This window comes from Nocardioides albertanoniae (assembly GCF_006716315.1).
Classification (GTDB): Bacteria; Actinomycetota; Actinomycetes; order Propionibacteriales; family Nocardioidaceae; genus Nocardioides; species Nocardioides albertanoniae.
Window position 1 is genome coordinate 535,868 of the sequence record NZ_VFOV01000001.1, and the last position, 24,126, is coordinate 559,993.

Consider the following 24,126-nt stretch of genomic DNA (forward strand, 5'->3'; position numbering starts at 1 on the left):
GTCACGAGCGGGCGATGGAGCTGGCGAGGGAGGCGAGGTGGCCGAGGCGGGCGAGCTCGGAGTCGAGGAAGTCGGGGCCGCCGCGGCGGCCGATGACGACGATCTCGTTGCCGTCGATGCGGGCGCCGATGAACATGCTCTCGTCCTCGCCGTCGACCTCGAGGCGCTCGGGGCGGTCGAGCTCGATGAACGGCACGTTGTCGGGCGAGCCCTCGGTGCACTTGCCGATGCCCTTGACGCGGTGGATGCGGATGGCCCAGTCGGCGCGGAAGGTCAGCGGCAGCACGTCGACGAGTCTGTCGAGCGCCTCGGGCGCGTTCTCGGTGAGGTCCTCGACGGCCTCGAGGTCGAGGAAGAGGTTGCCGCCGGCGGCGTAGCGGGAGATCCAGACGACGTGCACGTCTTCGAGCTCGTTGCAGGCGGAGACGACGGAGTCGGGCATCGAACCCGGCGCGGTCTCGAGGAGCACGTCGTCGACTGCTCGCCCGGTGAGCTTGTCCTTCTCGACGATCTCGATCGCCTCGATGTCACCGCCGGCTTCACCGATGGCAGAGGCAAGGCGACCGAGTGAACCCGGGACATCGGGCAGCTCGACGCGTAGGAGGAACGGCATGGCCATAGACCCTAGCGCCGCGAACCGACAGGCGCCGCACCGTCCCGATGCTCAGCGAGTGCGCGCCGGGGTCGATCGGTTGGCTATGCGCCGGCCGGCTCGAGCAGGAAGAGCGGGAAGATCCGCGACGTCTTGGGCTGATACTCGCCGTAGGTCGACCACGTCTTGACCGCGTAGTCCCACCACTCGTCGCGCTCGGCACCGGAGAGCTCGCGGGCGACGTACGCCTTCTTGGTCTCGCCGTCCTGGAGCGCCATCTCGGGGTTGACGCGGAAGTTGTTGACCCACGCCGGGTCCTTGTCGGCCCCGCCCAGCGACGCCACCGCGAGGTAGCGGCCGTCGCGCTCGACGCGCATCAGTGGCGTCTTGCGGATCTTGCCCGACTTGGCGCCGCGGTTGGTGATCAGGATGATCGGGTTGCCGTCGCGCTCGAGCACGTTGGCCTCGGTGCCGTTGGAAGCCTCGAAGGCCTCGACCTGCTCGCGCACCCATCCGGCCGTGCTCGGGGCGTACTCACCTTGAAGTTCTGTCATGTCTTCTACAACAGCCGAAAACAGCGACTATTCCAAGCCCGGATAGCCTCTGGGCCATGAGTGCGATCGAGGGAGTCTCCGACACGTTCGACCCGAGCCGCTGGGACGAGGTGCCCGGGTTCGAGGATCTGACCGACCTGACCTATCACCGGGCCAAGGAGCACGGCACCGTCCGCATCGCCTTCGACCGCCCCGACGTGCTCAACGCCTTCCGCCCGCACACCGTCGACGAGCTGCTCCGCGTGCTCGAGCACGCCCGCACCAGCGCCGACGTCGGCTGCGTGCTCCTGACCGGCAACGGGCCGTCGGAGAAGAACGGCAAGCACTCCTTCTGCACCGGCGGCGACCAGCGCATCCGCGGCAAGGCCGGCTACCAGTACGAGGAGACCGATGCGTACGCCGCCGGCCGGACCGGCGCGGAGGAGCCCACCCCGATCGACAAGGCCAAGCTCGCCCGGCTGCACATCCTCGAGTGCCAGCGGCTGATCCGGTTCATGCCGAAGGTCGTCATCTGCGTCGTCCCCGGTTGGACCGCCGGTGGCGGCCACTCGCTCCACGTCGTCTGCGACCTGACGCTGGCGAGCGTCGAGCACGGGCGCTTCAAGCAGACCGACGCCGACGTCGGCTCCTTCGACGGCGGCTACGGCTCGGCCTATCTCGCCCGCCAGGTGGGCCAGAAGTTCGCCCGCGAGATCTTCTTCCTCGCCGAGGAGTACTCCGCCGAGGACGGCATGCGCATGGGCACCGTCAACCGTGCCGTCCCGCACGCCGAGCTCGAGGACGTCGCGCTCGAGTGGGGCCGCAAGATCAACGGCAAGTCGCCCACCGCCCAGCGGATGCTGAAGTACGCCTTCAACCTTCTCGACGACGGCCTGGTCGGCCAGCAGATGTTCGCCGGCGAGACCACCCGTCTGGCCTACATGACCGACGAGGCGCAGGAGGGCCGCGACCAGTTCCTCGAGAAGCGCGAGCCCGACTGGTCGCCCTACCCGTGGTACTACTGATCGCCATGACCGCCCATCCACGAGCGATGTCTGACGCCCCTGTGCCCGAGCTGGTGCGCTAGCGCATGCCGGGACAGATCGTAGGGTCGATGATCGGCGCCTCCTTCGGGCTGATCTACGTATTCGTGAACAGCGGCGCCCTGCCCGCGCCGGTGCGTTGGGCCGTCTGCCTGCTCGCCGCGTTCGTCTTCGTCGCGGTCGCGTTCCTGGCGGTGCGACGTGTCCGCGGCGGACCGGCGGTCCGGGGCGCTGGGCCGGGCAGTGTCTTCGGCAAGAGCTACTGGCTGGTGGTGGCGATCGAGGTCGTTGCCCTCATCGGCGGCGCGCGGCTGCTCTCGGGGCCGCTCGAGATGCCCGAGGCCGGGGTGGCCTGGGTATCGGTGGTCGTCGGCGTCCACTTCTTCGCGCTCGCGGTGGTCTTCCGGCAGCGCTTCTTCCACGGGCTGGGCGCATTGATCACCGCATGCGGTGCGGTGGGGATCCTGCTGGCCATGCTCGGCTACGGCGCGCTGCCCATCGACGTCGTGGCGGGCATCATGCCCGGTGCGCTGCTGCTCGCCTTCGGCTGGTGGGGCGTACGCCGCGAGTCGTCGCTCGCCGAGCTGCAACCCGAGGGCTGATCCCGGCAGCGAGCCGGCTCACTTGCCTACGTTGAGCTCGGCGACAGCCCGGATCGTGGGCCGACCGAGGGCCGACGAACGTAGCTATCCGTCGGCGAGACCGGGGTGGTTGCGTGCCACCATCGACAGCAGCAGCCGCCGCGGAAGGTGATGGTTCACCGCCGCGGCGACGCGGTTGGGAGCGCCGGGGACGATGACCCGCCGACCCTTGGCCAGCCCGTCGACGGCCGCCTTGGCGACCGCGTCGGCGTGACGCCACATGAACCTCGGCAGCGACTTCTCGGCCTCATCGTCGGGTATGCCTGCGGCCGAGCCGAAGCCTGTTCGCACCGGCCCCGGGCACAGGGTGGCAGCGGTGACACCGGTGCCGCGCAGCTCCTCGTGCATCGCGTCGGTATAGGCCAGCACGAACGCCTTGGCGGCGCCGTAGGTGGCCTGTCCGGGCACCGGCCCGAAGGCACCGACGGAGGCGACGTTGAGCACCGCGCCGCGGCCGCGGCCGACCATGCCGGGAACGATCCGGCTGCACAGGTCGACGACGGCACTGACGTCGACCTCGACCAGCCTGAGCTCGGCCGCCGGGTCGGACGCGGCGACAGGTCCGAGGTTCGCCATTCCGGCGTTGTTGACCAGGATGTCGGGCACCAGCCCGAGGGCCGCGATCTGATCGGGAAGCGAGGCGCGTTGCGTACGTTCGGCCAGGTCGACCGGCATCACCAACGCGCCGTCGAGCGACTCGGCGAGCTCGTGGAGGAGGTCCGCGCGCCGGGCCACCAAGGCCAGACGATAACCGCGCCGGGCGAGCTCACGGGCGATCTCCGCCCCGATTCCCGACGATGCACCGGTGACGACAGCGACGCCGTCAGGACGGGGAGGTGGGAGCATGTGGCGAGAGCCTAGCGTCGTCCGGTCCGGATTCGGCCGCTGTCGGTCAGACGGTCAGCGGGGGAGCGCGGCGAGCTCGCTGAGCTCGCGCTGATACGCCCGGTAGGTCTCGCGCAGTGCCGTTGCCGGCCAGTCGGCGGGGCGGAGCTCCGCGGGGAGGAGCGGGTCGGCGTCGATGTGGCGCACGATGGCGGCGGCGGTCGCCAGCCGGAGGGCGGGCTCGGGGGTCGAGGCCAGGCGCTCGAGCAGGTGCTCGGCGTCGCGCGCCCACCCGGCGAGGTCCCACAGCGAGGCGGCGAGACCGACAGGATCCTCGTCGGGCCTCGCGGTGAAGGTCTGGATGACCGGGTCGGAGAAGCGCCTACGCCGGAGGTTGGCCGGCCGGGTCCAGACCCCTTCGCGCAGCTCGGCGAGCCGGTGGGCGGTCAGTGCGTCGCGCAGCACCGCGCGCTCGGGTCCGGAGCGACCGCCGACCACGACGACGGCCATCTCCCAGGAGCCGTCCCACGGTCCGTCGGCGCTGCGTACGGCCTCGTCCTGGTGTGCCTGCCGCCGGACGAGACGTTCGCCGAGCCGGTAGCCGCCGTCGGTGCGGCGGAGGTCTCCGTCGCCCGCCGCGCGGGTGATCGCGACCCGCACGGTCGCCGGGGTGATCCCGAGGAGCTGCCCGGCGCGGGCCAGGTCGGCGGGGGTCAGCGGAGCCGGGTGGGCGCCGAGCATCAGGCTCAGGATGGCAGAGCGGGCAGAGAGCGGAGCCAGTTCGTCGCGCGCGGTAACCACCTCGGCATCTTCTCATGCAACATTCATGGACACGACTGTTGCCAACTATGTAACGTGGTGGTCATGACGGATGCAGCGCCCTGGCGAGACGACACGGGACCGACCCGCGACCGGTCACCGGAAGGCAACCCGGGGGACTACCGGACGCTGACCTACGAGGTCGACGGCCGGGTCGCCCGGCTGACCTTCAACCGGCCCGAGCAGGGCAACTCGATCACGCCCGACACCCCGGTCGAGCTCGCCGACGCGGTGGAGCGGGCAGATCTCGACCCGCGGGTCCACGTGATCGTGCTCAGCGGACGGGGCAAGGGATTCTGCGGAGGCTACGACCTGGCGGCGAGCGCCGAGCGACTCCTGGACGGTGGGCCGACCGGCGCCGCCGCGCAGGCCGGCACGGTGCTCGACCCGCTCGTCCAGATGACCAACCATGATCCCGGGCAGACCTGGGACCCGATGATCGACTACGCGATGATGAGCCGTTTCACCCGCGGCTTCTCGAGCCTGTTGCACGCCAACAAGCCGACGGTCGCGAAGATCCATGGGTTCTGCGTGGCCGGCGGCACCGACATCGCGCTGCACTGCGACCAGATTGTCATCGCCGACGACGCCAAGATCGGCTATCCGCCGACGCGGGTGTGGGGCGTGCCGAGCGCCGGCCTGTGGGCCCACCGGCTGGGTGACCAGCGCGCCAAGCGGCTGCTCCTGACCGGCGACTGCCTCTCCGGCAGGGAGGCGGCGGAGTGGGGGCTCGCCGTGGAGGCGGCCGCGCCGGAGGAGCTGGACGAGCGTACGGAGGTCCTCGTGCAGCGCATCGCCGCGATGCCGGTCAACCAGCTGATGATGGTCAAGCTCGCCCTCAACTCTGCGCTGCTGGCCCAGGGCGTGCAGAACAGCCAGATGATCAGCACCGTCTTCGACGGCATCTCCCGCCACACCCGCGAGGGCTACGCGTTCCAGCAGCGGGCCGCCGAGACGGGCTTCAGACAGGCGGTGCGCGAGCGCGACGCGGCGCCGTACGACGACTTCGGATCCTCGACCAACAAGGGGTAAGCACCATGACCAGCACGCACGAGATCCACTCCACCCACGAGGTCAGCAACCAGGTCCCGCCGTTGGTGGGTCACAACACCGCCGGCGACCCTGCCCTGCGCGAGGGGATCGAGCGGGAGGGCGCCGCGTGGGCCCTCCCGGAGGTCGACGAGCTGGGCCGTCTCGCTGGCAGCGCCGAGGCGCAGGAGTGGGGCCGGCTCGCCGAGCGGGTGCCGCCGCGCCTGCACACCCACGACCGCTACGGGCACCGGGTCGACGAGGTCGAGTACGTCCCGGCGTACCACCAGCTGATGGGCGTCGCGGTCGAGCACGGTCTGCACGCCGCTCCCTGGGCCGACGACCGCCCCGGCGCTCACGTCGCCCGCGCCGGGAAGTTCTTCGCCTGGCAGGTCGACGCCGGCCACGGCTGCCCGATCTCGATGACGTACGCCGTCGTCCCCGCGCTCCGCGCGAACCCCGAGCTCGCGGCGCGCTTCGAGCCGCTGCTGACCAACCGGGAGTACGACTTCGGCCTGCGCGACCCCGAGACCAAGCGCGGCCTGATCGCCGGGATGTCGATGACGGAGAAGCAGGGCGGCTCCGACGTACGTGCCAACACGACCACGGCGACCGCGCAGCCCGACGGCACCTACGTCCTGCGCGGCCACAAGTGGTTCACCAGCGCCCCGATGAGCGACCTCTTCCTCACCCTCGCCCAGACCGAGGCCGGTGTCTCCTGCTTCCTGGTGCCGCGCGTCCTGCCCGGCGGCGAGCGCAACGCGATGCGCTTCATGCGGCTCAAGGACAAGCTCGGCAACAAGTCCAACGCCTCTTCGGAGATCGAGTACGACGCCGCCGTCGGCTGGCTCGTCGGCGAGGAGGGCCGCGGGGTGCGCACGATCGTCGAGATGGTCAACATGACCCGCCTCGACTGCGTGATCGGCTCCTCGGCCGGCATGCGCACCGCGCTGACCATGGCCGCGCACCACGCCAGCCACCGCTCGGCGTTCGGCAAGCTGCTGATCGACCAGCCGGCGATGCGCAACGTGCTGGCCGACCTGCAGGTCGAGTCGGAGGCGGCGACGACCGCGATGCTGCGGCTCGCGGGCGCCAACGACCGGGCCATTCGTGGCGACGAGGGCGAGGCGGCGCTGCGCCGGATAGCCCTCGCGGTCACGAAGTACTACGTCTGCAAGCGGGCGCCGTTCATGGTCAACGAGGCCTTGGAGTGCCTCGGCGGCAACGGCTACATCGAGGATTTCGACATCGCGCGCATCTACCGCGAGATGCCGCTCCTCTCGATCTGGGAAGGATCGGGCAATGTCGCCGCCCTCGACGCCCTGCGCGCGCTGGCCAAGGAGCCGCACACGTTGGACGCGTTCCTGGCGGAGGCCGAGCTCGCCACCGGCGCCGACGCCCGCTACGACGCCGCGCTCGACCGGCTGAAGAAGGAGTTCACCTCCTTCGACGACATCGAGCTCCGGGCCCGGCGGATCGTGGAGCAGCTGGCTCTCGTCTTCCAGGGCTCGCAGCTGCTCCGGCACGCGCCGTCCGCCGTCGCCGACGCCTTCTGCTCCTCGCGCCTCGGTCGTGACTGGGGCGGCGCGTTCGGCACGCTCTCGCCACGTGGCGACCTCGACGCGATCCTCGAGCGGGCGCTCCCGGCATGACGGTCACGGTCATCAAGGACGGCCCGGTCACCACGATCGGCATCAACCGTCCCGACGTACGCAACGCCGTCGATCGGGTGACGGCGGAGGCCCTGGTGGCCGCGTTCGCGGAGTTCGACGCCGATCCCGACGCCGCCGTGGCGGTGCTGCACGGCGAAGGCGGCACCTTCTGCGCCGGGGCCGACCTGAAGGCGGTCGCGGGCGGAGACCCCAACCGGTTCGAGCCCGACGGCGACGGTCCGATGGGCCCGACGCGGATGCGGCTCGGCAAGCCCGTGATCGCCGCGGTCGCCGGTCATGCCGTCGCCGGCGGACTGGAGCTGGCGATCTGGGCCGACCTGCGGGTCATGGAGGATGACGCGGTCTTCGGCGTGTTCTGCCGGCGCTGGGGCGTACCCCTGATCGATGGCGGCACCGTCCGGCTGCCACGCCTGATCGGCACGAGCAACGCCATGGACCTGATCCTCACCGGGCGTGCGGTCGGCGCCGAGGAGGCGCAGCGGATGGGGCTCGCCAACCGCGTCGTCCAGACCGGTCAGGCGCTCGCGGCGGCGCAGGAGCTGGCCCGCCAGCTGGCGGGCTTCCCGCAGACCTGCATGCGCCACGACCGGCTCTCCCTGCTGGAGCAGGAGGGCCTCGGCGAACCCGACGCTCTGGCGGTGGAATACCGCCACGGCGTCGTCTCCGTCACCGCCGACACCGTCGCGGGTGCGACCCGGTTCGCCGACGGCGCGGGACGTCACGGCTCCTTCGGGGCAGAGCTCGGGGCAGAGTTCGGGTAGACTAGGCCGACTCTGTGCTGAGCTCGCGACGCAGGTCGATGAGCCATCTGCGGTAGCGCAGGTGGGACGCCCGCAGCTCGTCGCCGGGCCAGTCGGCTGGCAGCAGGTCGGCCGGCAGGACCGGGTCGGCCAGCAGGTGACGCACCGAGCTGGCGCACGCCGTGAATCGCTGCACGTGGTCGTCCGTGTCGGCGGCCGCGAGGAGCTGGCGGGCCCGCTGCGCCCAGCCCGTGAGATCCCACAGTCGCGCAGCCAGCTGACCCGGGTCGCCCGCGGGGGTGGAGACGAAGTGCTCACCCGTCCCCGCGACCGCGTCGGGCCAGGTCAGGTCCAGATTGGCCGGACGGGTCCAGACGCCCTCGCGGACCTCGGCCAGGCGCAGCTCGGTCAGGCTGGTGCGCAGCTCGGCGCGCTCGTGCGCATGCCGTCCGCTCTGGGTGATGACGAACATGTCCCAGCGGCCGCCGGTCTCATGGGTGCGCGGGCGGACGGCCTCCTCCTGGCGGGCCTGACGCCGCCGGAGGCGTGCCGAGAGGGCGTACCCGTTCGCTTCGCGCACCAGATCGCCGGACGACGCCATCCGCGAGAGAGCCGCGCGGACGGTCGTCTCGGCGATGCCCAGCAGCGAACCGGCCGCGACCATCTCACGGGCCGTCAGGCTCGACTCGTCCGCGCCGAGCAGCACGCTGAGCAACGCCGAGCGCGCCGAGATGGGCTTCAGGACCGGGGTGCTCATGGCGGCAGCGTAGTGGCGATCGGCTGCATGCTAGGCATTACAGTATTGATTCGACTGTCATTGACATGCAATGCTCGCGGTCCGCCTCGACCGACCCTCGCAGCTCAGGAGTGACCAGCATGACCCAGAAACGACTCGACGGCCGCACCCTCCTCATGTCCGGCGGTAGCCGGGGCATCGGCCTCGCCGTCGGCATCGCCGCGGCGCGTGAGGGAGCCAACGTCGTGCTCCTCGCCAAGACCGACGTGCCGGACCCCAGGCTGCCCGGCACCGTGCACACTGCGGCGGCCGAGATCGAGGACGCCGGCGGGCAGGCGCTCGCCGTGGTCGGCGACGTACGTGACGAGGCCTCTGTCGAGGGCGCCGTGGCGCAGGCGGTCGAGCGGTTCGGTGGCATCGACATCGTCGTCAACAACGCCTCGGCGATCGCTCTCGACCCGACGGAGAGCCTGCCGATGAAGCGCTTCGACCTGATGCAGCAGATCCAGCTGCGCGGCACCTACCTGCTGACCAGCAAGGCGCTGCCCCATCTCGTCCGCAGCGACAACCCGCACATCCTCTCGCTCTCGCCGCCGCTGAACATGTCTCAGGAGTGGCTCGGCAAGCACCCCGCCTACACGCTCGCGAAGTACGGCATGAGCCTGCTCACCCTCAGCCTCGGTGCGGAGCACGCCGAGCAGGGTGTCGCGGCCAACTGCCTGTGGCCCGAGACCCTCATCGCCACCGCGGCCGTGCAGAACCTCCTCGGCGGCGACCAGGCGATCGAGAAGTCACGTACGCCCGAGATCGTCGCGGACGCGGCCGTCGAGATCCTCGCTCGACCTGCGCGAGAGTGCACCGGAAACACCTTCATCGACGTCGACGTCCTGCGTGAGGCCGGCGTCACCGACCTGTCCTCCTACGGCGGACACGGCGACCTCGAGTACGACATCTTCGTCGACCGCCCCTGAGGCGACGAAGGCAGCCGGCGGCGTCACCGTGGGGTGCGGCGTACGGCCACGTCGTCGGCCACCGCGACGGCGAGCATGCGGGCCTCGGACGGGTCTCAGCCGACCGTGCGACCCGCCTCGAGCCGGATCACGTGGTCGGCGGCCGCGATGCTCTCCTCGTCGTGGGTGACGCACACGATGGTGGCGCCGCGGGCGGCCTCCTCGGCGAGGATCTCCCGCGTGCGCTGTCGGCTGGCGGCGTCGAGCCCGGCGGCCGGCTCGTCCAGCAGCAGGATCTCGGTGCGCTGGACGACGCCCTGGGCCAGGAGGGCGCGCTGGCGCTGTCCGCCGGAGAGCTCGCTGAACGTACGCCGCTCCAGGCCGTTCAGGCCGACGCGGTCGATCGCCTCGGCGATCGCGCCCTGCCGGTCCGCCCGCCGATCGCTCCGCCGGGCTCCGCGGGCCCAGGTGCCGATCGCGACGACGTCGTGGACGGTCACCGGGAGCGCGTCCGGGACGGAGGGGCGCTGCACCACCAGGGCGATCCGTCCGTGGCGTTCGACCGCGCCGCGCCGCGGGGTCCGTACGCCCGCGAGCAGCTCGACGAGCGTCGACTTCCCTGACCCGTTCGGCCCGGTCACCGCGGTGACCGCGCCGGCCCGGAAGGCAGCGCTGACGTCGTGGAGCACGTCCTCGTCGGCGTAGCCGAAGCAGAGTCCGCGAGCGGACAGGGGCGAGGAGTCGGTCGAGGCGAGTGGGGGCACGTGCAGCACTATAGCAACTGGTAATCATTCTCATTAGTAGCTAGAGTCCCGCCCCGTGTCATCGATCACCGAGCCGTTCCGGGCCGACTTCATGCTGCAGGCGCTGGCCGGCGGCGTACTGGTGGCGGCCATCTGCGGGGTCGTCGGCACCTGGGTCGTGATCCGTGGGATGGCCTTCCTCGGCGAGGCGATCGGGCACGGGATGCTCCCCGGCGTCGCCCTCGCGACGGTGCTCGGTGCACCCGTCATGCTCGGCGGCGCGGTGAGCGCGATCGTGATGAGCGCGACGATCGGGGCGCTCCAGCGTCGCGGCCGGCTGACTTACGACACCAGCATCGGTCTGCTGTTCGTGGCGATGCTCTCGCTCGGCGTCATCATCATCTCCCACTCGCGCAGCTTCGCGACGGACGCGACCGCGATGCTGTTCGGTGACGTGCTCGCCCTCGGGCTCGACGACCTCACCGTCCTCGCGGTCGCCCTGGTCGTCACCCTCGCCATCGCCGTCGGCTTCCACCGAGCGTTCGTCGCCTCCGCCTTCGACCCCCGCATCGCCCGTACGTTGGGCCTGCATCCGCAGCTGGCGCAGGTGATGCTCGTCGGTCTGGTGACCCTCGCCGTGGTCGCGTCCTACCAGGCGGTCGGCTCGCTGCTCGTGATCGCGCTGCTCCTCGCGCCGGCGGTCGCCGCCGGCCGCTGGACGACGCGGATCCCGACCACCATGGCCTGCGCCGCCGCCATCGGCGCCGTCGCGGTCGTCATCGGCCTGACCGCGTCCTGGTATGCGGGCACGGCCGCCGGCGCGTCGATCGCCTGCGCGGCCGTGCTCACCGCGGTCGTCTCCGGGCTGCTCCGCAGCGGCCTCGGTCTGCTTCGCCGTCTGTCCCCCACCTCCGAAAGGACCCCATGCACCGCAGCACACTCGCCGGCATCGTCACAGGGCTGACGCTGGCCGCGACCACGGGATGCGGCAGCAACGCCGCCCCTGCTGACGACACGGGCACCGGCCCGGACCAGACCCGGGACCACGGCGCCGTCGACGGCGCCCAGGAGGTCGCCGAGCCGCAGCTGCACCTGACCACGATCGACGAGGCCGGCACCGTCGCCCAGCTCGACCTCCTCGAGGGGAGCTCGGCCGAGATCGGCCGGATCGGGGAGCCGAGCGCGGTCGACTCCGACGGCCGCTACCTGTTCGCGACCACCGCCGACGGCGTCGAGATCGTCGACAGCGGCATGTGGACCTGGGACCACGGCGACCACTTCCACTACTACCGGGGCGAGCCCAAGCGACTCGGCACGGTCGCGGGGGAGGGCGAGGCGAAGGTCGCGACCGGGCCGCTGTCGACCGCCGGGGCGACCGGGGTGTTCTTCGCGGGCAGCGGCGACGCGGTCCTGCTCGACAACGAGGCACTCGCCGACGGGAAGCCGAAGGAGCTGTTCCGGATCGAGACCGGCTCGCGCGACGGCCTGGTCGCCCCGGTCGGCGACGGTGCCCTGGTGACGGTCGCCGGCGGTGAGGTGACCGGGCTGCGCTATCACGACGCCGACGGCGATGCGTCCGGGGAGCAGATCCCGTGCGCGGAGGCGAGCGGCACCATCACCACCAAGGTCGGCGTGGTCGTCGGCTGCGCCGACGGTGCGGTGCTCGCCACCGAGACGGACGGCCGGATCGCGTTCGAGCAGATCCCCTACCCGAGCCAGGCGCCCCGCGCGACCCGGTTCGACGGGCGCAAGAACCGCCCGACGGTCGCGGGGCTCTCCGGGAAGAGCGGGATCTGGCTGCTCGACACCCGCGAGCGGCGCTGGACCCACCTCGACGCCGGCGCGTCGCTGCGTCAGGTCGCCGCCGTCGACGACGAGGAGGGACACGTGCTCGCCCTCGACACCACCGGCCGGGTGCGTGTCTTCGCCGCCGAAGGCGGCAAGCAGCTCGCCGTGACCGAGCCGCTCGTCGGCGACGCCGCCGCGGGGGTCGACCTGGTCGTCGACCAGGAGCGGGCCTACCTCAACGATCCGGCCGAAGGGGTCGTTCACGAGATCGACTACGCCGACGACGCACGGATCGCGCGGACGCTCGAGACGCCCACCGCCCCGGTGTTCTTCACGGAGACGGGCCGATGAGGCGCCTGGCCGGGATCGCCGGCGCGGCAGCGCTCGCGCTGACCCTCACCGGCTGCGCCGGCGGAGCCGACGGCGACGACCGCCCCCACATCGTGGTGACCACCAACATCCTCGGCGACGTCGTGGCGAACACGGTCGGCGACGCCGCCCAGGTCACCACCCTGATGCGACCGAACGCCGACCCGCACTCCTTCGAGATCTCGGCCCGTGAGGCCGCGATGATGCGGGACGCCGACCTGATCGTCTCCAACGGGCTCGGGCTCGAGGAGGGGCTCCAGCGTCACCTCGACCAGGCGGAGGACGCCGGTGTCGAGACGTACGCCGCGGGGGAGCAGATCGACGCCCTCGACTACTCCGACGGCGAGGCCGCAGGCACCCCGGACCCGCACTTCTGGACCGACCCGGCGCGGATGCTCGACGTCGTCGACGGCCTCGAAAAGGCGGCCGAGGACATCGACGGCGTCGACGAGCAGGCTGTGGACGAGGCAGCGGCGGCGTACGTCACGGAGCTCGAGGAGCTCGACCAGGAGATGACCGACTCCTTCGCGGGCATCCTGGAGCAGCAGCGCAGCCTGGTCACCAACCATCACGTCTTCGGCTACCTGGCCGACCGGTTCGACTTCCAGGTCGTCGGCGCCGTGATCCCGGGTGGCACGACCCTGGCCGCGCCGAGCGCGGCGGACCTGCGTGACCTCACCGAGGCGATCGAGCGGGCCGGCGTGGCGACGATCTTCGCCGAGTCGTCCCAGCCCGACCGCCTCATCCAGGTGCTCGCCGACGAGGCCGGCGTCGACGTCGAGGTCAGCGAGCTGTTCACCGAGTCCCTGACCGAGCAGGGCCAGGGCGCCGACACCTATCTCTCCATGATGCGCGCCAACACCGAGCGCATCACCAGCGGGCTCTCACCCGGGCCCATCGATTGAAAGGCACCTCCATGCACACCCCACACAACCGGGCCCCACAGCACCGTGCCCTCCGAGCCGTCACGGCGGTGGCCGGCGTATCGCTGGCGCTCTCGGCGTGCGGCTCCACCGCCGAAGGCGAGGAGTCGGCGACCTCGAAGGGCGACCAGGGCAACCGCCTCGCGGTCTCCTACGCCGGCGGGATCGCCGTTCTCGACGGTGAGTCGCTGAAGGTCGTCGACGAGTTCGAGACCGAGGAGTTCGTACGCCTCAACCCGGTCGGCGACGGCCGCAACCTCGCCGTCACCACCAGCAAGGGCTTCCAGGTGCTCGACACCCGGGAGCCCGAGCTGACCGATCTCGTCTTCCCGGCCGACACCGGTGGGCACGTCGTCCACCACGGCGACCACACGGTGCTCTTCGCCGACGGCAGCGGCGAGACCACCATCTTCGAGACCGACGCGCTGCAGAAGGCCGAGGGGAAGGCGCCCGAGACGACGACCTGGAAGGCCCCGGAGGCCCACCACGGCGTCTCGATCGTGCTCGAGGACGGCACCCTGCTCACCACCGTGGGCACCGAGGAGATCCGCTCGGGCGCGATCGCCCTCGCGCCCGAGGGCGACGGCTTCGAGCAGGTCGCCGCCAACGACGCCTGCCCCGGCATCCACGGCGAGGGCACCGCGGCCGGCGAGGCGGTGGTCTTCGGCTGCGAGGACGGCGCGCTCCTCTATCGCGACGGCGCGTTCGAGAAGCTGCAGGCCCCCGATGCGTACGGCCGGATGGGCAACGCCTACGTCTCCGAGACCAGCCCGATCGTCGTCGGCGACTACAGCAACGACCCCGATGCCGAGGGCTACCTGCTCGACACGGTCACGCTCATCGACACCGAGAAGAGCACCCTGAAGCCGGTCGCGCTCCCCGAGGGCGTCGAGTACACCTTCCGCGACGTCGCCCGCGGCCCGGAGGATCTCGCCTACATCCTCGCGACCGACGGCTCGATCCACGTCCTGGACCCGGCCACGGGCAAGGTCACCGACGAGTTCCCGGTCGTGAAGCCGTGGGAGGGCCCGGCCGACTGGCAGGACCCGCACCCGGCCATCAAGGTGAGCGGCGACACCGCTTACGTCACCGAGCCGGCCGCCAACACCGTGCACGCCGTCGACCTCACCTCCGGTGAGGTCACCGCCTCCGTCGAGCTCGACGAGCAGCCGAACGAGATCGCGGTGAGCTGAGCGCACCAGCCCAGCGCCGAGTCGGCGCGTCTGTCCCAGCTCTGAATGCCGAGTCGGCGCGTCTGTCCCAGATTCGGCGACTTCTCGCGGGACAGACGCGCCGGGTCGGCGGGTTAGGAGAGGGCGCGGCGGGCGGTATCTAGGAATGCGCGGAAGGTTGCGCGGTCCTCCGGGCCGAGGTCGGCGAGCATCTGCTCCTCCAGCTCCTCGACGCGGGGGTCGTAGGTGTCGAGGAAGGCGCGGCCCTCGGCGGTGAGGCTGATCAGCATGCGGCGTCGGCTGTCCGGGTCGATGCGGCGCTCGATGAGCCCGCGGCGCTCGAGGGCGCCGATGAGGTCGGCGGCCGACTGGGCGCGCACGAACGAGGCGCGAGCAAGGTCGGCGGCGCTCATTGTGGGGCGGTGCTCCAGCACCGAGAGGGCGGTGTATTGCAGGGCGGTGACCCCTGACTCCTTCAGCACGGCGTCGAGGCGGGCCCGCGTGGCGAGCTCGAGCTGCTTGACGACGTAGAGGAGCAGGGGGGCATCTGTCATGCCGACATTCAAGCAGGAGGTGGTCCACGACTCTTGCGACCCGCCTCGACTTCTGCAATTATCAGGATTCCTGTCAATCACGAGGAGTTCATGATGCCCGGAACCTCCCCCTGGTCGGAGCTGCCCGATGCCCTGCGAGCAGAGCGCATCGACGACATCGCGGTGCTGACGCTGGCCCGCCCCGCGAAGCGGAACGCGCTCAGCGACGAGGCGGTGCTCGGGATCGAGCGGTTCTTCGACACCCTCCCCGCGGACGTACGCGCCGTCGTCATCGACGCGGACGGCGACCACTTCTGCGCCGGCCTCGACCTCGGCGAGATGACCGAGCGCGACACCCTTGCGGGGGTCGCGCACTCACGGATGTGGCACCGGGCCTTCGAGAAGATCGAGCTCGGGCCGGTGCCGGTCGTGGCGGCGCTGAAGGGTGCTGTCGTCGGTGGCGGTCTCGAGCTCGCCTCCGCCGCGCACGTCCGGGTCGCGGAGGAGTCGACGTTCTATGCCCTGCCGGAGGGGCAGCGCGGACTCTTCGTCGGTGGTGGCGCCTCGGTGCGGGTGCCGCGGCTCATCGGGGTCTCCCGGATGACCGACATGATGCTGACCGGCCGCCGCTATTCGGCCGAGGAAGGCCTGGGAATCGGCCTCAGCCAGTACGTCGTGGCCGACGGCACCGGCCGCAAGACCGCGCTCGAGCTCGCCGGGCGGATCGCGCAGAACGCGCCCCAGACCAACTTCGCCGTGATCCAGGCGCTGCCGCGGATCGCCGAGGCCAACCCTCGCGACGGCTTCCTGATGGAGTCGCTGATGGCCGCGATCGCGCAGGGCACCGACGACGCCAAGGGCCGGATGCAGGACTTCCTCGACGGGCGCGCCAGGAAGGTGACGGACCAGTGAGCACCACGCAGCAGACGGGGCAGACGGGGCAGATCGAGCAGGGCGACATCGTCTGGACGCCTCCCGCCGACGTGCTCTCCACCTCCCGGGTCGGTGAGCTCCTGGCCTGGCTCGGGCGTGCGCGCTCGATGGAGATGACGACCCACGAGGAGCTGTGGCGCTGGTCGGTGACCGACCTCGAGGGCTTCTGGTCGGCGTTGTGGGAGTTCTTCGGGGTGCGGGCGCACGCTGCGTACGACACCGTGCTGGCCTCCCGCGAGATGCCCGGCGCGAGCTGGTTCCCGGGTGCCACTCTCAACTACGCCGAGCACGCGCTCGGCACCGACGAGGATCTCGACCGGGTCGCGGTGCTCGGCCGGTCGCAGACCCGTGACGACGTCGAGCTGACCTTCGCCGACCTGCGCGACCAGGTGGCCCGGGCGCGGGCGGCCCTGAAGAGACTGGGCGTACGCAGCGGCGACCGCGTCGCCGGCTACCTCCCCAACATCCCCGAGGCCCTCGTCGCCTACCTCGCCACCGCGAGCCTGGGCGCGACCTGGGCGAGCTGTGCCAGCGAGTTCGGCCCGCGCAGCGTGATCGACCGCTTCGCCCAGATCGAGCCGGTCGTGCTGCTGGTCGCCGGTGGCTACCGCTACGGAGCCAAGGACGTCGACCGGCGCGAGCAGGTGGCCGAGATCCTGGCCGAGCTGCCGTCGGTGCGGCACGTGGTCGACGTCGAGTACGGCGAGCACCGCGTCGACGACGCGCTCTCCTGGACCTCGCTGCTCGGCGCCGAGGACGGGGCCGAGCTCGCCTTCGAGCCGGTGCCCTTCGACCACCCGCTGGTCGTGCTCTTCTCCTCGGGCACGACCGGCCGTCCGAAGGCGATCGTCCACGGCCACGGCGGCATCCTGCTCGAGCACCTCAAGAACCACGCGCTCTCGTGGGACATGGGGCCGCAGGACCGGATGCTCTGGTTCTCCACGACCGCCTGGATGATGTGGAACGCCCTGGTCTCCTCGCTCCTGGTGCGCTCCTCGATCGTCATGGTCGACGGCAACCCGATGCACCCCGATCTGACCTGGCAGTGGCGGCTCGCGGTCGAGACCGGGGCGACGGTCATGGGGGCCAGCCCAGGCTTCGTGATGGCCTGCCGCAAGGCCGGCGTCGAGCTGAAGGACCTCGGTGACCTGCGGGTTCGCGTCCTAGGCTCGGCCGGGTCGCCGCTCCCGCCGGAGGGCTACGCCTGGCTGCGCGATCAGCTCCCAGGTGCACAGATCAACGTCGGCAGCGGCGGCACCGACGTCTGCTCCGGAATCGTGCAGAACAACCCGCTGCTCCCGGTCTACGCCGGCGAGATCTCCGGCCGCTGCCTCGGCGTCGATGCCCACGCCTACGACGAGTCCGGCCGCCCGGTCACCGGAGAGCTCGGCGAGCTGGTCATCACCTCGCCGATGCCCTCGATGCCGGTCGGCTTCTGGGGCGACCCGGACGGCTCCCGTTACCGCGAGGCCTACTTCGACCGCTATCCCGGCGTCTGGCGCCACGGCGACTGGATCCTCTTCCACGACAACGGCAGCTGCCACGTCGCCGGCCGATCCGACGCGACCCTCAACCGTGGCGGCGTACGCCTCGGCACCGCCGAGTTCTACCGCGTCGCCGAGGAGGTCGACGGTGTCGCCGACTCGCTGGTCGTCCATCTCGAGGACCCCGACGGCGGCAACGGCGAGCTGCTGCTCTTCGTCGTCACCGACGACGGCTCCCGCCTCGACGACGAGCTCCGGTCTCGCCTGACCGGTGCGCTGCGCTCGGCGCTCTCCCCGCGACATGTCCCCGACCGGGTGATCGAGGTGCCCACGGTGCCGCGCAACCTCACCGGCAAGAAGCTCGAGCTGCCGGCCAAGCGCATCCTGCAGGGCGTACGTCCTGAGGACGTCGCCAGCAAGGACGCGCTCGCCGACCCGGCAGCCCTGGACCCGTTCGTCGCGCTGGCCCACTCGCGCGCGGCGGACGGCACCACCACGAGGAGCCGGCCATGAGGAGCGGTGAGAGCGTCCGTACGCTCGGCGTCGTCGGCACCGGCGCGATCGGCGTCAGCTGGGTGGCCCTCGGGCTCGAGCACGGGCTCGACGTGGTCGCCTGGGACCCGGCCGCGGGCGCCGAGGAGCGGCTGCGCGCGCAGGTGTCGCCGCTGGTCGAGCCGCAAGGCCGCCTGCGGCCGAGCGTGTCGAGACCAACACAGTCGGCTGGCGCGCTCCGTTTCGCCGACAGCCTCGCCGAGGTCGGCGCGGCCGCCGACCTGGTGCTCGAGAGCGGACCCGAGCGTCTCGACGTCAAGCGCGAGATCTTCGCCGCGCTCGACGCGGCCGCGGCCCCCGACGTGCTGCTGACCAGCAGCTCCTCGGGCCTGATGCCGAGCACGTTCCAGGACGCCTGCACGCACCATTCCGAGCGGGTGCTGGTCGTCCACCCGTTCAACCCGCCGCACCTGGTGCCGCTGGTCGAGGTCGTGGGCGGCTCCGCGACCGCTCCGGAGGCCGTCGAGGCAGCCTTGGATACCCTGCGCCACCTGGGCAAACGCCCGATCCACATCCGCCGGGAGGTGCCCGGTCACGTGGCCAACCGGCTCCAGGCGGCGCTGTGGCGAGAGGCCTACCACCTCGTCGACCAGGGCATCGTCTCGGTCGCCGACATCGACACCGCGATCGCCGACGGCCCGGGGCTGCGCTGGTCGCTGCTCGGTCCGTTCGCGACCCAGCACCTCTCCGGCGGCCCCGGCGGGCTGAGCCACGTGCTCGAGCATCTCGGCCCGCCCATGGTCGACTGGTGGGACGACCTGGGTCACCCCGAGCTCACCGCCGGCCTGGTCGAGAAGCTGGTCGACGGGGTCGACGACGAGCTCGACGGCACCTCCGCCGACGACCTGGTCGCGCGCCGGGACCAGGCGCTGCGGCGACTGCTGGAGATCAAGACCGACCTCGGGCTCAGCTGAGCCCCTGAGCCCCAGACGAGCGAGGATCGACATGTTGGACAGCGGCATCGGATCGTGGCCCACCCGCCGGGCCCGGATGACCCCCGGCGGCCGGGCGTTCGTGCAGGACGACGCGGTGGTGACGTACGCCGAGGTCGACCGTCTCGTCGAAGCCGTCGCCCGTGGGCTGCGCGCCCGCGGCGTCGCGGCCGGCGACCGGGTCGCCTTCCTCGGCCTGAACTCCATCGAGCTCGCGGTGACGCTCTTCGCCACGGCGCGGCTCGGGGCGGTCTTCCTGCCGCTCAACACCCGGCTCGCGCCGCCCGAGCTGGCCTGGATCCTCACCGACGCCGAGCCCGCGCTGCTGATCCATGCGGTGGACTTCGACGAGGCGGTCTCGGCCGAGCCGGTCGCGGCGCTGGGCCTGCCGAGCCACCGCTTCACCGAGGCCGGCGGCCGCGGGCTGGACGCCCTGGCCGTCGAGCCGGCGGGAGAGGAGGACCGGATCGACGTCGAGGTCGGCCTCGACGACGTCTTCATGATCCAGTACACCTCCGGCACCAGCGGCCGCCCCAAGGGCGTGATGCTGACGCATGGCAACATCGCCTGGAACGCGTTCAACCTGCTCGTCGACGTCGACGTCCGCTCCGACGAGATCGCCCTGGTCACCGCCCCGCTGTTCCACACCGCCGCGCTCAACCAGGTGCTGCTGCCGACCTTCCTCAAGGGCGGCACCTCCCTCATCGCCGCCCGCTTCGACCCGGCGAAGGCGATCGCCACGATCGAGCGGGAGCGGGTCACCCTGCTCTTCGGGGTCACCTCGATGTATCAGGCGCTCGCCCAGGAGCCGACCTGGGCGAGCGCCGACCTCGACAGCCTCCGCTCGGCCCTGAGCGGTGGCGCCCCGATCCCGCGCACCCTCCTCGAGACCTGGCAGGCCCGCGGGCTGCACATCATCCAGGGCTACGGCCTGACCGAGGCTTCCCCCGGCACCACCATGCTGCGCGCCGGGGACGGCCTCGACAAGCTCGGTTCCGCCGGCACCCCCTGCTTCTTCACCGACGTCCGCGTCGTCGCCACCGGCGCCGAGGAGACGGCTCCCGGCCAGGCCGGCGAGGTGCACGTCAGCGGCCCCAACGTGACTCCCGGCTACTGGCACGACGGAGCGGCGACGGATGCTGCCTTCGACGGGCCCTGGCTGCGTACGGGTGACGTCGCGGTGCTCGACGACGACGGCTTCCTCTACGTGGTCGACCGGGTGAAGGACATGTTCATCAGCGGCGGCGAGAACGTCTTCCCGGCCGAGGTCGAGCAGGCCGTCTACACCCACCCCGACGTGGCCGAGGCGGCCGTCATCGGGGTGCCCGACGAGCGCTGGGGAGAGGTGGGACGAGCCGTCGTCGTACGCCGCCCCGACTCCGCTCTCACCCAGACTGACCTGCTGAAACACCTCGACGGGCGGCTCGCCCGCTACAAGATCCCCAAGATCGTCGTCTTCGTCGACGAGATCCCCCACAACGCCTCCGGGAAGCTTTCGAAGTCCCGGGTGCGTGAGCTGTACGGCACCCCGGAAGGATCATGAGAATGCACTACGAGCCGCGCATCGACGTCGATGCGATCACCGCTCTCGACATGCACGTCCACGTGGAGAAGGACGGCGACGGCTGCCTGTCGCTCTCCGAGGACCTGATGGACGCCTCCGCGGCGTACTTCCGCTCCTCCGACAACCGCACGCCCACGGTGGCCGACCTGGCCGAGCGCTACCGGGCCCGGCAGATGGCGGCGGTGGTGTTCACCGTCGACGCCGGCACCGCCACCGGGCATCCGCCGCTGTCGAGCGCGGAGATCGCCGAGCAGTGCGCCGAGCACGCCGACGTGCTGATCCCGTTCGGGTCGGTCGATCCTCACCGTGGGGCCGACGCTGTCGCGCAGGCCCGGAAGCTGGTCGAGGATCACGGCGTCAGAGGCTTCAAGTTCCACCCCAGCCTGCAGGCGTTCTCCCCGGACGACCAGGCCTTCTACCCGTTGTGGGAGGCCCTGGAGGAGCTCGGCGTGCCGGCGTTGTTCCACACCGGTCAGAACGGCATCGGCGCCGGCCTCCCGGGCGGCCGCGGCATCAAGCTGCGCTACTCCCAGCCGCTGCTGCTCGACGACGTCGCCGCCGACTTCCCCGGTCTCACCGTCATCCTGGCGCACCCGTCGGTGCCGTGGCAGGCGGAGGCGATCTCGATGGCCACCCACAAGGCCAACGTCTTCATCGACCTCTCCGGCTGGTCGCCCAAGTACTTCCCGGCCGAGCTCGTCCGCGCCGCCGGCGGCATGCTCAAGCGCAAGGTGCTCTTCGGCAGCGACTACCCGCTCATCGCCCCCGAGCGTTGGATCTCCGACTTCGAGGGGCTCGGGCTGAAGCCGGAGGTCCTGCCCGGGATCCTCAAGGAGAACGCGATCGGGCTCCTCGGGCTGCGCTGACCGCAAGCCCATATAACCTCACCCGCCCCCACCCAACGGCCCCGGCCGGTCATCGCGACCAGCCGGGGCCGACGGGTGTCGTGGCTCAGCCCCAGCTGGGGGAGTAGGGGCGGTTGAAGGCGTCGGGCCGGAACGGGATGAACCTGGCCGGGCCGAGGTCGAGGGACTCGGCGACGCGGTTCATCCGCGGCGGCGTCTCGCGACCGTGCCAGTCGCCGGTGTCGAGGCGGTGCAGCAGCAGGTGGGCTGCGGCGACGCGCTCGGCGTCGGAGAAGCCGCAGTGCGTCGGCGCCTCGACGTACGTCTGGCGCAGCAGGTGCGAGTTGCCCGCTCGGGTGACCTCGTCCTGGTACTCGCTCTGCTGGGCGACGGTGGAGATCTGGTCGCCGATGTTGCTCATCGTCACGACCGGCACGCTGATCCGGCCGTCGAACTCCGTGCCGAGCTCGAACTGCTCGACGGCGTCGGGGTCGGCGCTGATCCGCGGGGCGCCGTCGACGGCCGCGACATCGGCCTCGAGCGACAGCCCGGCCTCGCGGTAGAGCTGGTCGACCACATGCCGTGCCGCGGGCGAGGCGGTGGAGAGCTGCTCGGCGTAGTCGACCCCGGTGTTCCAGGAGGGGTTGCCGCCGAGGATGGTCTCGAACGACCGGCGGCTGCTCATCGCCTGGCCGATGTAGGGGAGCGAGTCGGCGGAGAGAGCGCCGTACCAGCCACGCTGGTAGGCATCGATGTCCCGCGGAGCCGGTCGCGGCGCCGACTCCGACCACGCCGGCAGCTGTCCGATCGTCGCCGCCAGCGCGATCCGGGCGCGCCCCTCGGGGGTCTTCTGGGCCTCGGCGAGGTGCTGCTGCCATGCGGCGACCGACCCGCTGACGTCCTCGGGGATGCCGACCACGGGCAGGGTGCCGGCCGGGTCGAGCAGCGTGGAGAGGACGAAGACGGTGTCGAGCTTCTGGTTCCACTGCGACACGGTGCCGGACAGCCCGCCACACAGGGAGACCACGCCGTCGATCGCATCCGGATAGTGCTGCGCGACGCCGGCGGCGACGAACCCGCCCATCGAGCTGCCCATCGTGATCCTGCGGTCGGCCTTGCCGGCGGTCGCCTCGAACCGGTCCAGCGCCTCCACCTGGTTGGCGATGGCCGCCGGGATGTTCCATCCCGTCACCGTGCGAGAGGTCCCGCCGTACGCCGCACCCTCGCCGACCAGGTGCTGGGCCGTCGGTGACGCGTCGGCCGAGCCGGCGAAGTCCATGTCGACGAAGACGGTGCCGTTCCAGTCGTCCGGGACGAGGAACCGGTAGGGCGTCGAGTCGGCCAGGTGTCCGCTGATCACGGTGTCCTCCGTCGCTCCCATGGCAGGGCTGCTGGTCGTCATCAGTGCCGGCGTCGCCACCAGCGCCGCGGCGGCTGCGGCGATCACAGCTCTCGGTCGTGCTCTGAGGTTCATCACAACTCACTTTCATGGTCGGTCGTGCATCGCGGCGGTCGGTCGCCACGTCGTGGGGGCCGGAGGACGACGGCGATCGCGCAGGTCACCGCGACCGCGGCGCCCACCAGCAGGGACACATGGGCAGAGGAGCGGTCGATGATCCAGCCGCTGATCAGGCCGCCGAACGGGGCCATCCCGACGTTGCCGAGCAGCATCAGCGCCATCACCCGACCGACCGCGCCCGGCGGCGCCGCTGCCTGTGCGGCCGCATTGATGACCGCCGTGTAGAAGCCGAAGCCGAGGCCGAGGACAGGCGCGAGCAGGAGGAAGAGCGGGAGGGTGCCGGGCAGGGCGCTGGTGAACAGGGTCGTCCCCAGCAGCGCGCAGCCCGTCGCGAGCGTGCCCGTCGACACCCGGGGCAGCGCCGTGGCGACCAGGCCGCCGACCACGGCGCCCACCGCGTTGAGCACGTGGTTGAGCCCGACGCTCGTCGCCGACCCGTGGAAGGTCAGCGACACCATCGAGGTGAGCACGATGTTGAGGTTGAGCGCCAGCAGCGCGATCGCCGCGTTGACGATCAGGAGGAGCCTCAGCGACCGGTCGCGCAGAAGCCCGCCGAGCCCACCGCGCAAGGGATCGGGGCGGTGGCCGGCGCGCTCCTCCCGGGGCCTCACGAAGAGCAGCAGCACGAACACGAGCACGAAGGAGGCCGCGTTCGCCAGCAGACACACCACCGGGCCCGCCGCCTGGAACAGCAGCCCGGCCAGCCCGGGCCCGATGGACCGGCCGGCGGCCACCGCGATCGTGCTCAGCGAGACCGCGCGACCGAGCCGGTCCGCGCTCACCAGCGACCGGATGATCGCCTGTGCGGCGACCCGTTCGAAGGCGTTCACCGCTCCCAGGCAGGCGACCAGCCCGTAGACCACGGCGAGGCTCGCGTTGTCGGTCGCGACGGCTGCGGCGAGCAGGAGGACCACGACCGCAGACAGCGCCGCCCCGACCAGCAGCACCGTGCGCGAGCTGACCCGGTCGACGATGCGGCCCGCATGGATGCTGAGCAGCAGGATCGGCAGGAACTGCGCGAAGGTCACCCCGCCCAGCGCCTGTGCGCTGCCGGTCGCCTCGAGCACCACCAGCGACAGGGCGAGATTCTGGAACCAGGTGCCGACGTTCGTCACCACCTGCCCGACGAAGTATCGGAGGAACCCCGGGTGGGCCAGCGGCGACAGGATCCCGTCGTACGTCATCGGG

At 71.4% G+C, this 24,126-nt stretch carries 24 protein-coding genes; 15 read left to right on the forward strand and 9 right to left on the reverse strand.

Annotation, left to right across the window (positions count from 1 at the left end; translation table 11 throughout):
• Position 1 precedes the first annotated feature (1 nt).
• Positions 2 to 613 carry an ACT domain-containing protein gene (locus FB381_RS02540; RefSeq protein WP_141778833.1) on the reverse strand — a complete coding sequence of 204 codons (612 nt, stop codon included), beginning with the start codon at positions 611 to 613 and terminating at the stop codon, positions 2 to 4.
• An 83-nt stretch (positions 614 to 696) separates the two neighbouring features.
• Positions 697 to 1,146, reverse strand: a complete 450-nt coding sequence (locus FB381_RS02545) for a nitroreductase family deazaflavin-dependent oxidoreductase (RefSeq protein WP_141778834.1) — start codon at positions 1,144 to 1,146, stop codon at positions 697 to 699.
• A gap of 56 nt (positions 1,147 to 1,202) precedes the next feature.
• Here FB381_RS02545 and FB381_RS02550 point away from each other — a divergent pair, with 56 nt between their 5' ends.
• Both FB381_RS02550 and FB381_RS02555 read left to right on the forward strand, forming a co-directional pair.
• Positions 1,203 to 2,150 (forward strand): 1,4-dihydroxy-2-naphthoyl-CoA synthase, encoded by a 948-nt coding sequence (locus FB381_RS02550; protein WP_141778835.1) that lies wholly within the window; start codon positions 1,203 to 1,205, stop codon positions 2,148 to 2,150.
• 89 nt (positions 2,151 to 2,239) lie between these two features.
• The gene (locus tag FB381_RS02555; RefSeq protein WP_141778836.1) at positions 2,240 to 2,770 is read left to right on the forward strand and encodes a hypothetical protein; all 531 of its coding nucleotides are present in this window, start codon (positions 2,240 to 2,242) and stop codon (positions 2,768 to 2,770) included.
• Between the two features lie 84 nt (positions 2,771 to 2,854).
• On the opposite strand, the gene FB381_RS02560 is transcribed toward FB381_RS02555, so the two are convergent.
• Together FB381_RS02560 and FB381_RS02565 are read right to left on the reverse strand one after the other, a co-directional pair.
• Positions 2,855 to 3,655: an SDR family NAD(P)-dependent oxidoreductase gene (locus FB381_RS02560; RefSeq protein WP_141778837.1), complete on the reverse strand. Its 801-nt coding sequence runs from the start codon at positions 3,653 to 3,655 to the stop codon at positions 2,855 to 2,857.
• A gap of 54 nt (positions 3,656 to 3,709) precedes the next feature.
• Positions 3,710 to 4,435: a PaaX family transcriptional regulator C-terminal domain-containing protein gene (locus tag FB381_RS02565; protein WP_141778838.1), complete on the reverse strand. Its 726-nt coding sequence runs from the start codon at positions 4,433 to 4,435 to the stop codon at positions 3,710 to 3,712.
• Between the two features lie 63 nt (positions 4,436 to 4,498).
• On the opposite strand from FB381_RS02565, the gene FB381_RS02570 reads away from it, so the two are divergent.
• Genes FB381_RS02570 through FB381_RS02580 form a run of 3 tightly spaced genes read left to right on the forward strand, consistent with a single transcriptional unit; the run spans position 4,499 to position 7,916 of the window.
• On the forward strand, positions 4,499 to 5,485 hold the full coding sequence (locus FB381_RS02570; protein WP_141778839.1) for a crotonase/enoyl-CoA hydratase family protein: 987 nt from the start codon (positions 4,499 to 4,501) through the stop codon (positions 5,483 to 5,485).
• 5 nt (positions 5,486 to 5,490) lie between these two features.
• Positions 5,491 to 7,134, forward strand: a complete 1,644-nt coding sequence (locus FB381_RS02575; RefSeq protein WP_141778840.1) for an acyl-CoA dehydrogenase family protein — start codon at positions 5,491 to 5,493, stop codon at positions 7,132 to 7,134.
• A complete protein-coding gene (locus FB381_RS02580; RefSeq protein ID WP_141778841.1) occupies positions 7,131 to 7,916 on the forward strand; it encodes a crotonase/enoyl-CoA hydratase family protein in 786 nt (261 codons plus the stop codon). Before FB381_RS02575 ends, FB381_RS02580 begins: the two co-directional genes overlap by 4 nt.
• Position 7,917: 1 nt before the next feature.
• On the opposite strand, the gene FB381_RS02585 is transcribed toward FB381_RS02580, so the two are convergent.
• Positions 7,918 to 8,652 (reverse strand): PaaX family transcriptional regulator C-terminal domain-containing protein, encoded by a 735-nt coding sequence (locus FB381_RS02585; protein WP_141778842.1) that lies wholly within the window; start codon positions 8,650 to 8,652, stop codon positions 7,918 to 7,920.
• Positions 8,653 to 8,771: 119 nt separating this feature from the next.
• Between FB381_RS02585 and FB381_RS02590 the strand changes: the two genes are divergently transcribed.
• Entirely contained in the window at positions 8,772 to 9,602 is an 831-nt protein-coding gene (locus FB381_RS02590) for an SDR family oxidoreductase (RefSeq protein WP_141778843.1), read from the forward strand.
• Positions 9,603 to 9,697: 95 nt separating this feature from the next.
• Here FB381_RS02590 and aztA read toward each other — a convergent pair whose 3' ends face one another.
• Positions 9,698 to 10,345, reverse strand: coding sequence for a zinc ABC transporter ATP-binding protein AztA (gene aztA / locus FB381_RS02595; protein ID WP_211352309.1), 648 nt, complete (start codon positions 10,343 to 10,345; stop codon positions 9,698 to 9,700).
• A gap of 55 nt (positions 10,346 to 10,400) precedes the next feature.
• On the opposite strand from aztA, the gene aztB reads away from it, so the two are divergent.
• From aztB to aztD, 4 genes are read left to right on the forward strand one after another with little or no spacing between them, the layout of a single operon-like run.
• Entirely contained in the window at positions 10,401 to 11,288 is an 888-nt protein-coding gene (gene aztB / locus FB381_RS02600) for a zinc ABC transporter permease AztB (protein ID WP_141778845.1), read from the forward strand.
• A complete protein-coding gene (locus FB381_RS02605) occupies positions 11,249 to 12,463 on the forward strand; it encodes an ABC transporter (protein ID WP_141778846.1) in 1,215 nt (404 codons plus the stop codon). The genes aztB and FB381_RS02605 overlap by 40 nt, the downstream gene beginning before the upstream one ends.
• Positions 12,460 to 13,386, forward strand: a complete 927-nt coding sequence (gene aztC / locus FB381_RS02610) for a zinc ABC transporter substrate-binding protein AztC (RefSeq protein WP_141778847.1) — start codon at positions 12,460 to 12,462, stop codon at positions 13,384 to 13,386. The genes FB381_RS02605 and aztC overlap by 4 nt, the downstream gene beginning before the upstream one ends.
• An 11-nt stretch (positions 13,387 to 13,397) precedes the next feature.
• Positions 13,398 to 14,597 (forward strand): zinc metallochaperone AztD, encoded by a 1,200-nt coding sequence (gene aztD / locus FB381_RS02615; protein ID WP_141778848.1) that lies wholly within the window; start codon positions 13,398 to 13,400, stop codon positions 14,595 to 14,597.
• A gap of 113 nt (positions 14,598 to 14,710) precedes the next feature.
• On the opposite strand, the gene FB381_RS02620 is transcribed toward aztD, so the two are convergent.
• A complete protein-coding gene (locus FB381_RS02620) occupies positions 14,711 to 15,130 on the reverse strand; it encodes a MarR family winged helix-turn-helix transcriptional regulator (protein WP_141778849.1) in 420 nt (139 codons plus the stop codon).
• Between the two features lie 93 nt (positions 15,131 to 15,223).
• On the opposite strand from FB381_RS02620, the gene FB381_RS02625 reads away from it, so the two are divergent.
• From FB381_RS02625 to FB381_RS02645, 5 genes are read left to right on the forward strand one after another with little or no spacing between them, the layout of a single operon-like run.
• Positions 15,224 to 16,021 (forward strand): crotonase/enoyl-CoA hydratase family protein, encoded by a 798-nt coding sequence (locus FB381_RS02625; RefSeq protein WP_141778850.1) that lies wholly within the window; start codon positions 15,224 to 15,226, stop codon positions 16,019 to 16,021.
• Complete coding sequence (locus FB381_RS02630) at positions 16,018 to 18,039, forward strand: acetoacetate--CoA ligase (protein WP_246087927.1); 2,022 nt, start codon at positions 16,018 to 16,020, stop codon at positions 18,037 to 18,039. Before FB381_RS02625 ends, FB381_RS02630 begins: the two co-directional genes overlap by 4 nt.
• Positions 18,036 to 18,992, forward strand: a complete 957-nt coding sequence (locus FB381_RS02635) for a 3-hydroxyacyl-CoA dehydrogenase NAD-binding domain-containing protein (RefSeq protein ID WP_141778851.1) — start codon at positions 18,036 to 18,038, stop codon at positions 18,990 to 18,992. Before FB381_RS02630 ends, FB381_RS02635 begins: the two co-directional genes overlap by 4 nt.
• Positions 18,993 to 19,023: 31 nt before the next feature.
• On the forward strand, positions 19,024 to 20,553 hold the full coding sequence (locus tag FB381_RS02640) for an acyl-CoA synthetase (protein ID WP_141778852.1): 1,530 nt from the start codon (positions 19,024 to 19,026) through the stop codon (positions 20,551 to 20,553).
• Positions 20,554 to 20,555: 2 nt separating this feature from the next.
• The gene (locus FB381_RS02645) at positions 20,556 to 21,440 is read left to right on the forward strand and encodes an amidohydrolase family protein (protein WP_425465455.1); all 885 of its coding nucleotides are present in this window, start codon (positions 20,556 to 20,558) and stop codon (positions 21,438 to 21,440) included.
• An 85-nt stretch (positions 21,441 to 21,525) separates the two neighbouring features.
• Here the strand turns inward: FB381_RS02645 and FB381_RS02650 are convergent, their stop codons facing one another.
• On the reverse strand, positions 21,526 to 22,893 hold the full coding sequence (locus FB381_RS02650; protein ID WP_246087928.1) for an alpha/beta hydrolase family protein: 1,368 nt from the start codon (positions 22,891 to 22,893) through the stop codon (positions 21,526 to 21,528).
• Positions 22,893 to 24,122 carry an MFS transporter gene (locus tag FB381_RS02655; protein ID WP_141778855.1) on the reverse strand — a complete coding sequence of 410 codons (1,230 nt, stop codon included), beginning with the start codon at positions 24,120 to 24,122 and terminating at the stop codon, positions 22,893 to 22,895. Before FB381_RS02655 ends, FB381_RS02650 begins: the two co-directional genes overlap by 1 nt.
• Positions 24,123 to 24,126 lie beyond the last annotated feature (4 nt).

What these genes read in the sequence shown, in the direction of transcription:
- FB381_RS02605 (WP_141778846.1), top strand. Translation starts at nt 11,249, where the DNA reads ATGCACCGCAGCACACTCGCCGGCATCGTCACAGGGCTGACGCTGGCC.
- FB381_RS02550 (WP_141778835.1), top strand. Translation starts at nt 1,203, where the DNA reads ATGAGTGCGATCGAGGGAGTCTCCGACACGTTCGACCCGAGCCGCTGG.
- FB381_RS02580 (WP_141778841.1), top strand. Translation starts at nt 7,131, where the DNA reads ATGACGGTCACGGTCATCAAGGACGGCCCGGTCACCACGATCGGCATC.
- FB381_RS02585 (WP_141778842.1), bottom strand. Translation starts at nt 8,652, where the DNA reads ATGAGCACCCCGGTCCTGAAGCCCATCTCGGCGCGCTCGGCGTTGCTC.
- FB381_RS02640 (WP_141778852.1), top strand. Translation starts at nt 19,024, where the DNA reads ATGTTGGACAGCGGCATCGGATCGTGGCCCACCCGCCGGGCCCGGATG.
- FB381_RS02620 (WP_141778849.1), bottom strand. Translation starts at nt 15,130, where the DNA reads ATGACAGATGCCCCCCTGCTCCTCTACGTCGTCAAGCAGCTCGAGCTC.
- FB381_RS02540 (WP_141778833.1), bottom strand. Translation starts at nt 613, where the DNA reads ATGCCGTTCCTCCTACGCGTCGAGCTGCCCGATGTCCCGGGTTCACTC.
- FB381_RS02655 (WP_141778855.1), bottom strand. Translation starts at nt 24,122, where the DNA reads ATGACGTACGACGGGATCCTGTCGCCGCTGGCCCACCCGGGGTTCCTC.
- FB381_RS02625 (WP_141778850.1), top strand. Translation starts at nt 15,224, where the DNA reads ATGCCCGGAACCTCCCCCTGGTCGGAGCTGCCCGATGCCCTGCGAGCA.
- FB381_RS02590 (WP_141778843.1), top strand. Translation starts at nt 8,772, where the DNA reads ATGACCCAGAAACGACTCGACGGCCGCACCCTCCTCATGTCCGGCGGT.
- FB381_RS02645 (WP_425465455.1), top strand. Translation starts at nt 20,556, where the DNA reads ATGCACTACGAGCCGCGCATCGACGTCGATGCGATCACCGCTCTCGAC.
- FB381_RS02635 (WP_141778851.1), top strand. Translation starts at nt 18,036, where the DNA reads ATGAGGAGCGGTGAGAGCGTCCGTACGCTCGGCGTCGTCGGCACCGGC.
- FB381_RS02570 (WP_141778839.1), top strand. Translation starts at nt 4,499, where the DNA reads ATGACGGATGCAGCGCCCTGGCGAGACGACACGGGACCGACCCGCGAC.
- FB381_RS02545 (WP_141778834.1), bottom strand. Translation starts at nt 1,146, where the DNA reads ATGACAGAACTTCAAGGTGAGTACGCCCCGAGCACGGCCGGATGGGTG.
- FB381_RS02555 (WP_141778836.1), top strand. Translation starts at nt 2,240, where the DNA reads ATGATCGGCGCCTCCTTCGGGCTGATCTACGTATTCGTGAACAGCGGC.
- FB381_RS02650 (WP_246087928.1), bottom strand. Translation starts at nt 22,893, where the DNA reads ATGAACCTCAGAGCACGACCGAGAGCTGTGATCGCCGCAGCCGCCGCG.
- FB381_RS02575 (WP_141778840.1), top strand. Translation starts at nt 5,491, where the DNA reads ATGACCAGCACGCACGAGATCCACTCCACCCACGAGGTCAGCAACCAG.
- FB381_RS02560 (WP_141778837.1), bottom strand. Translation starts at nt 3,655, where the DNA reads ATGCTCCCACCTCCCCGTCCTGACGGCGTCGCTGTCGTCACCGGTGCA.
- aztD (WP_141778848.1), top strand. Translation starts at nt 13,398, where the DNA reads ATGCACACCCCACACAACCGGGCCCCACAGCACCGTGCCCTCCGAGCC.
- aztC (WP_141778847.1), top strand. Translation starts at nt 12,460, where the DNA reads ATGAGGCGCCTGGCCGGGATCGCCGGCGCGGCAGCGCTCGCGCTGACC.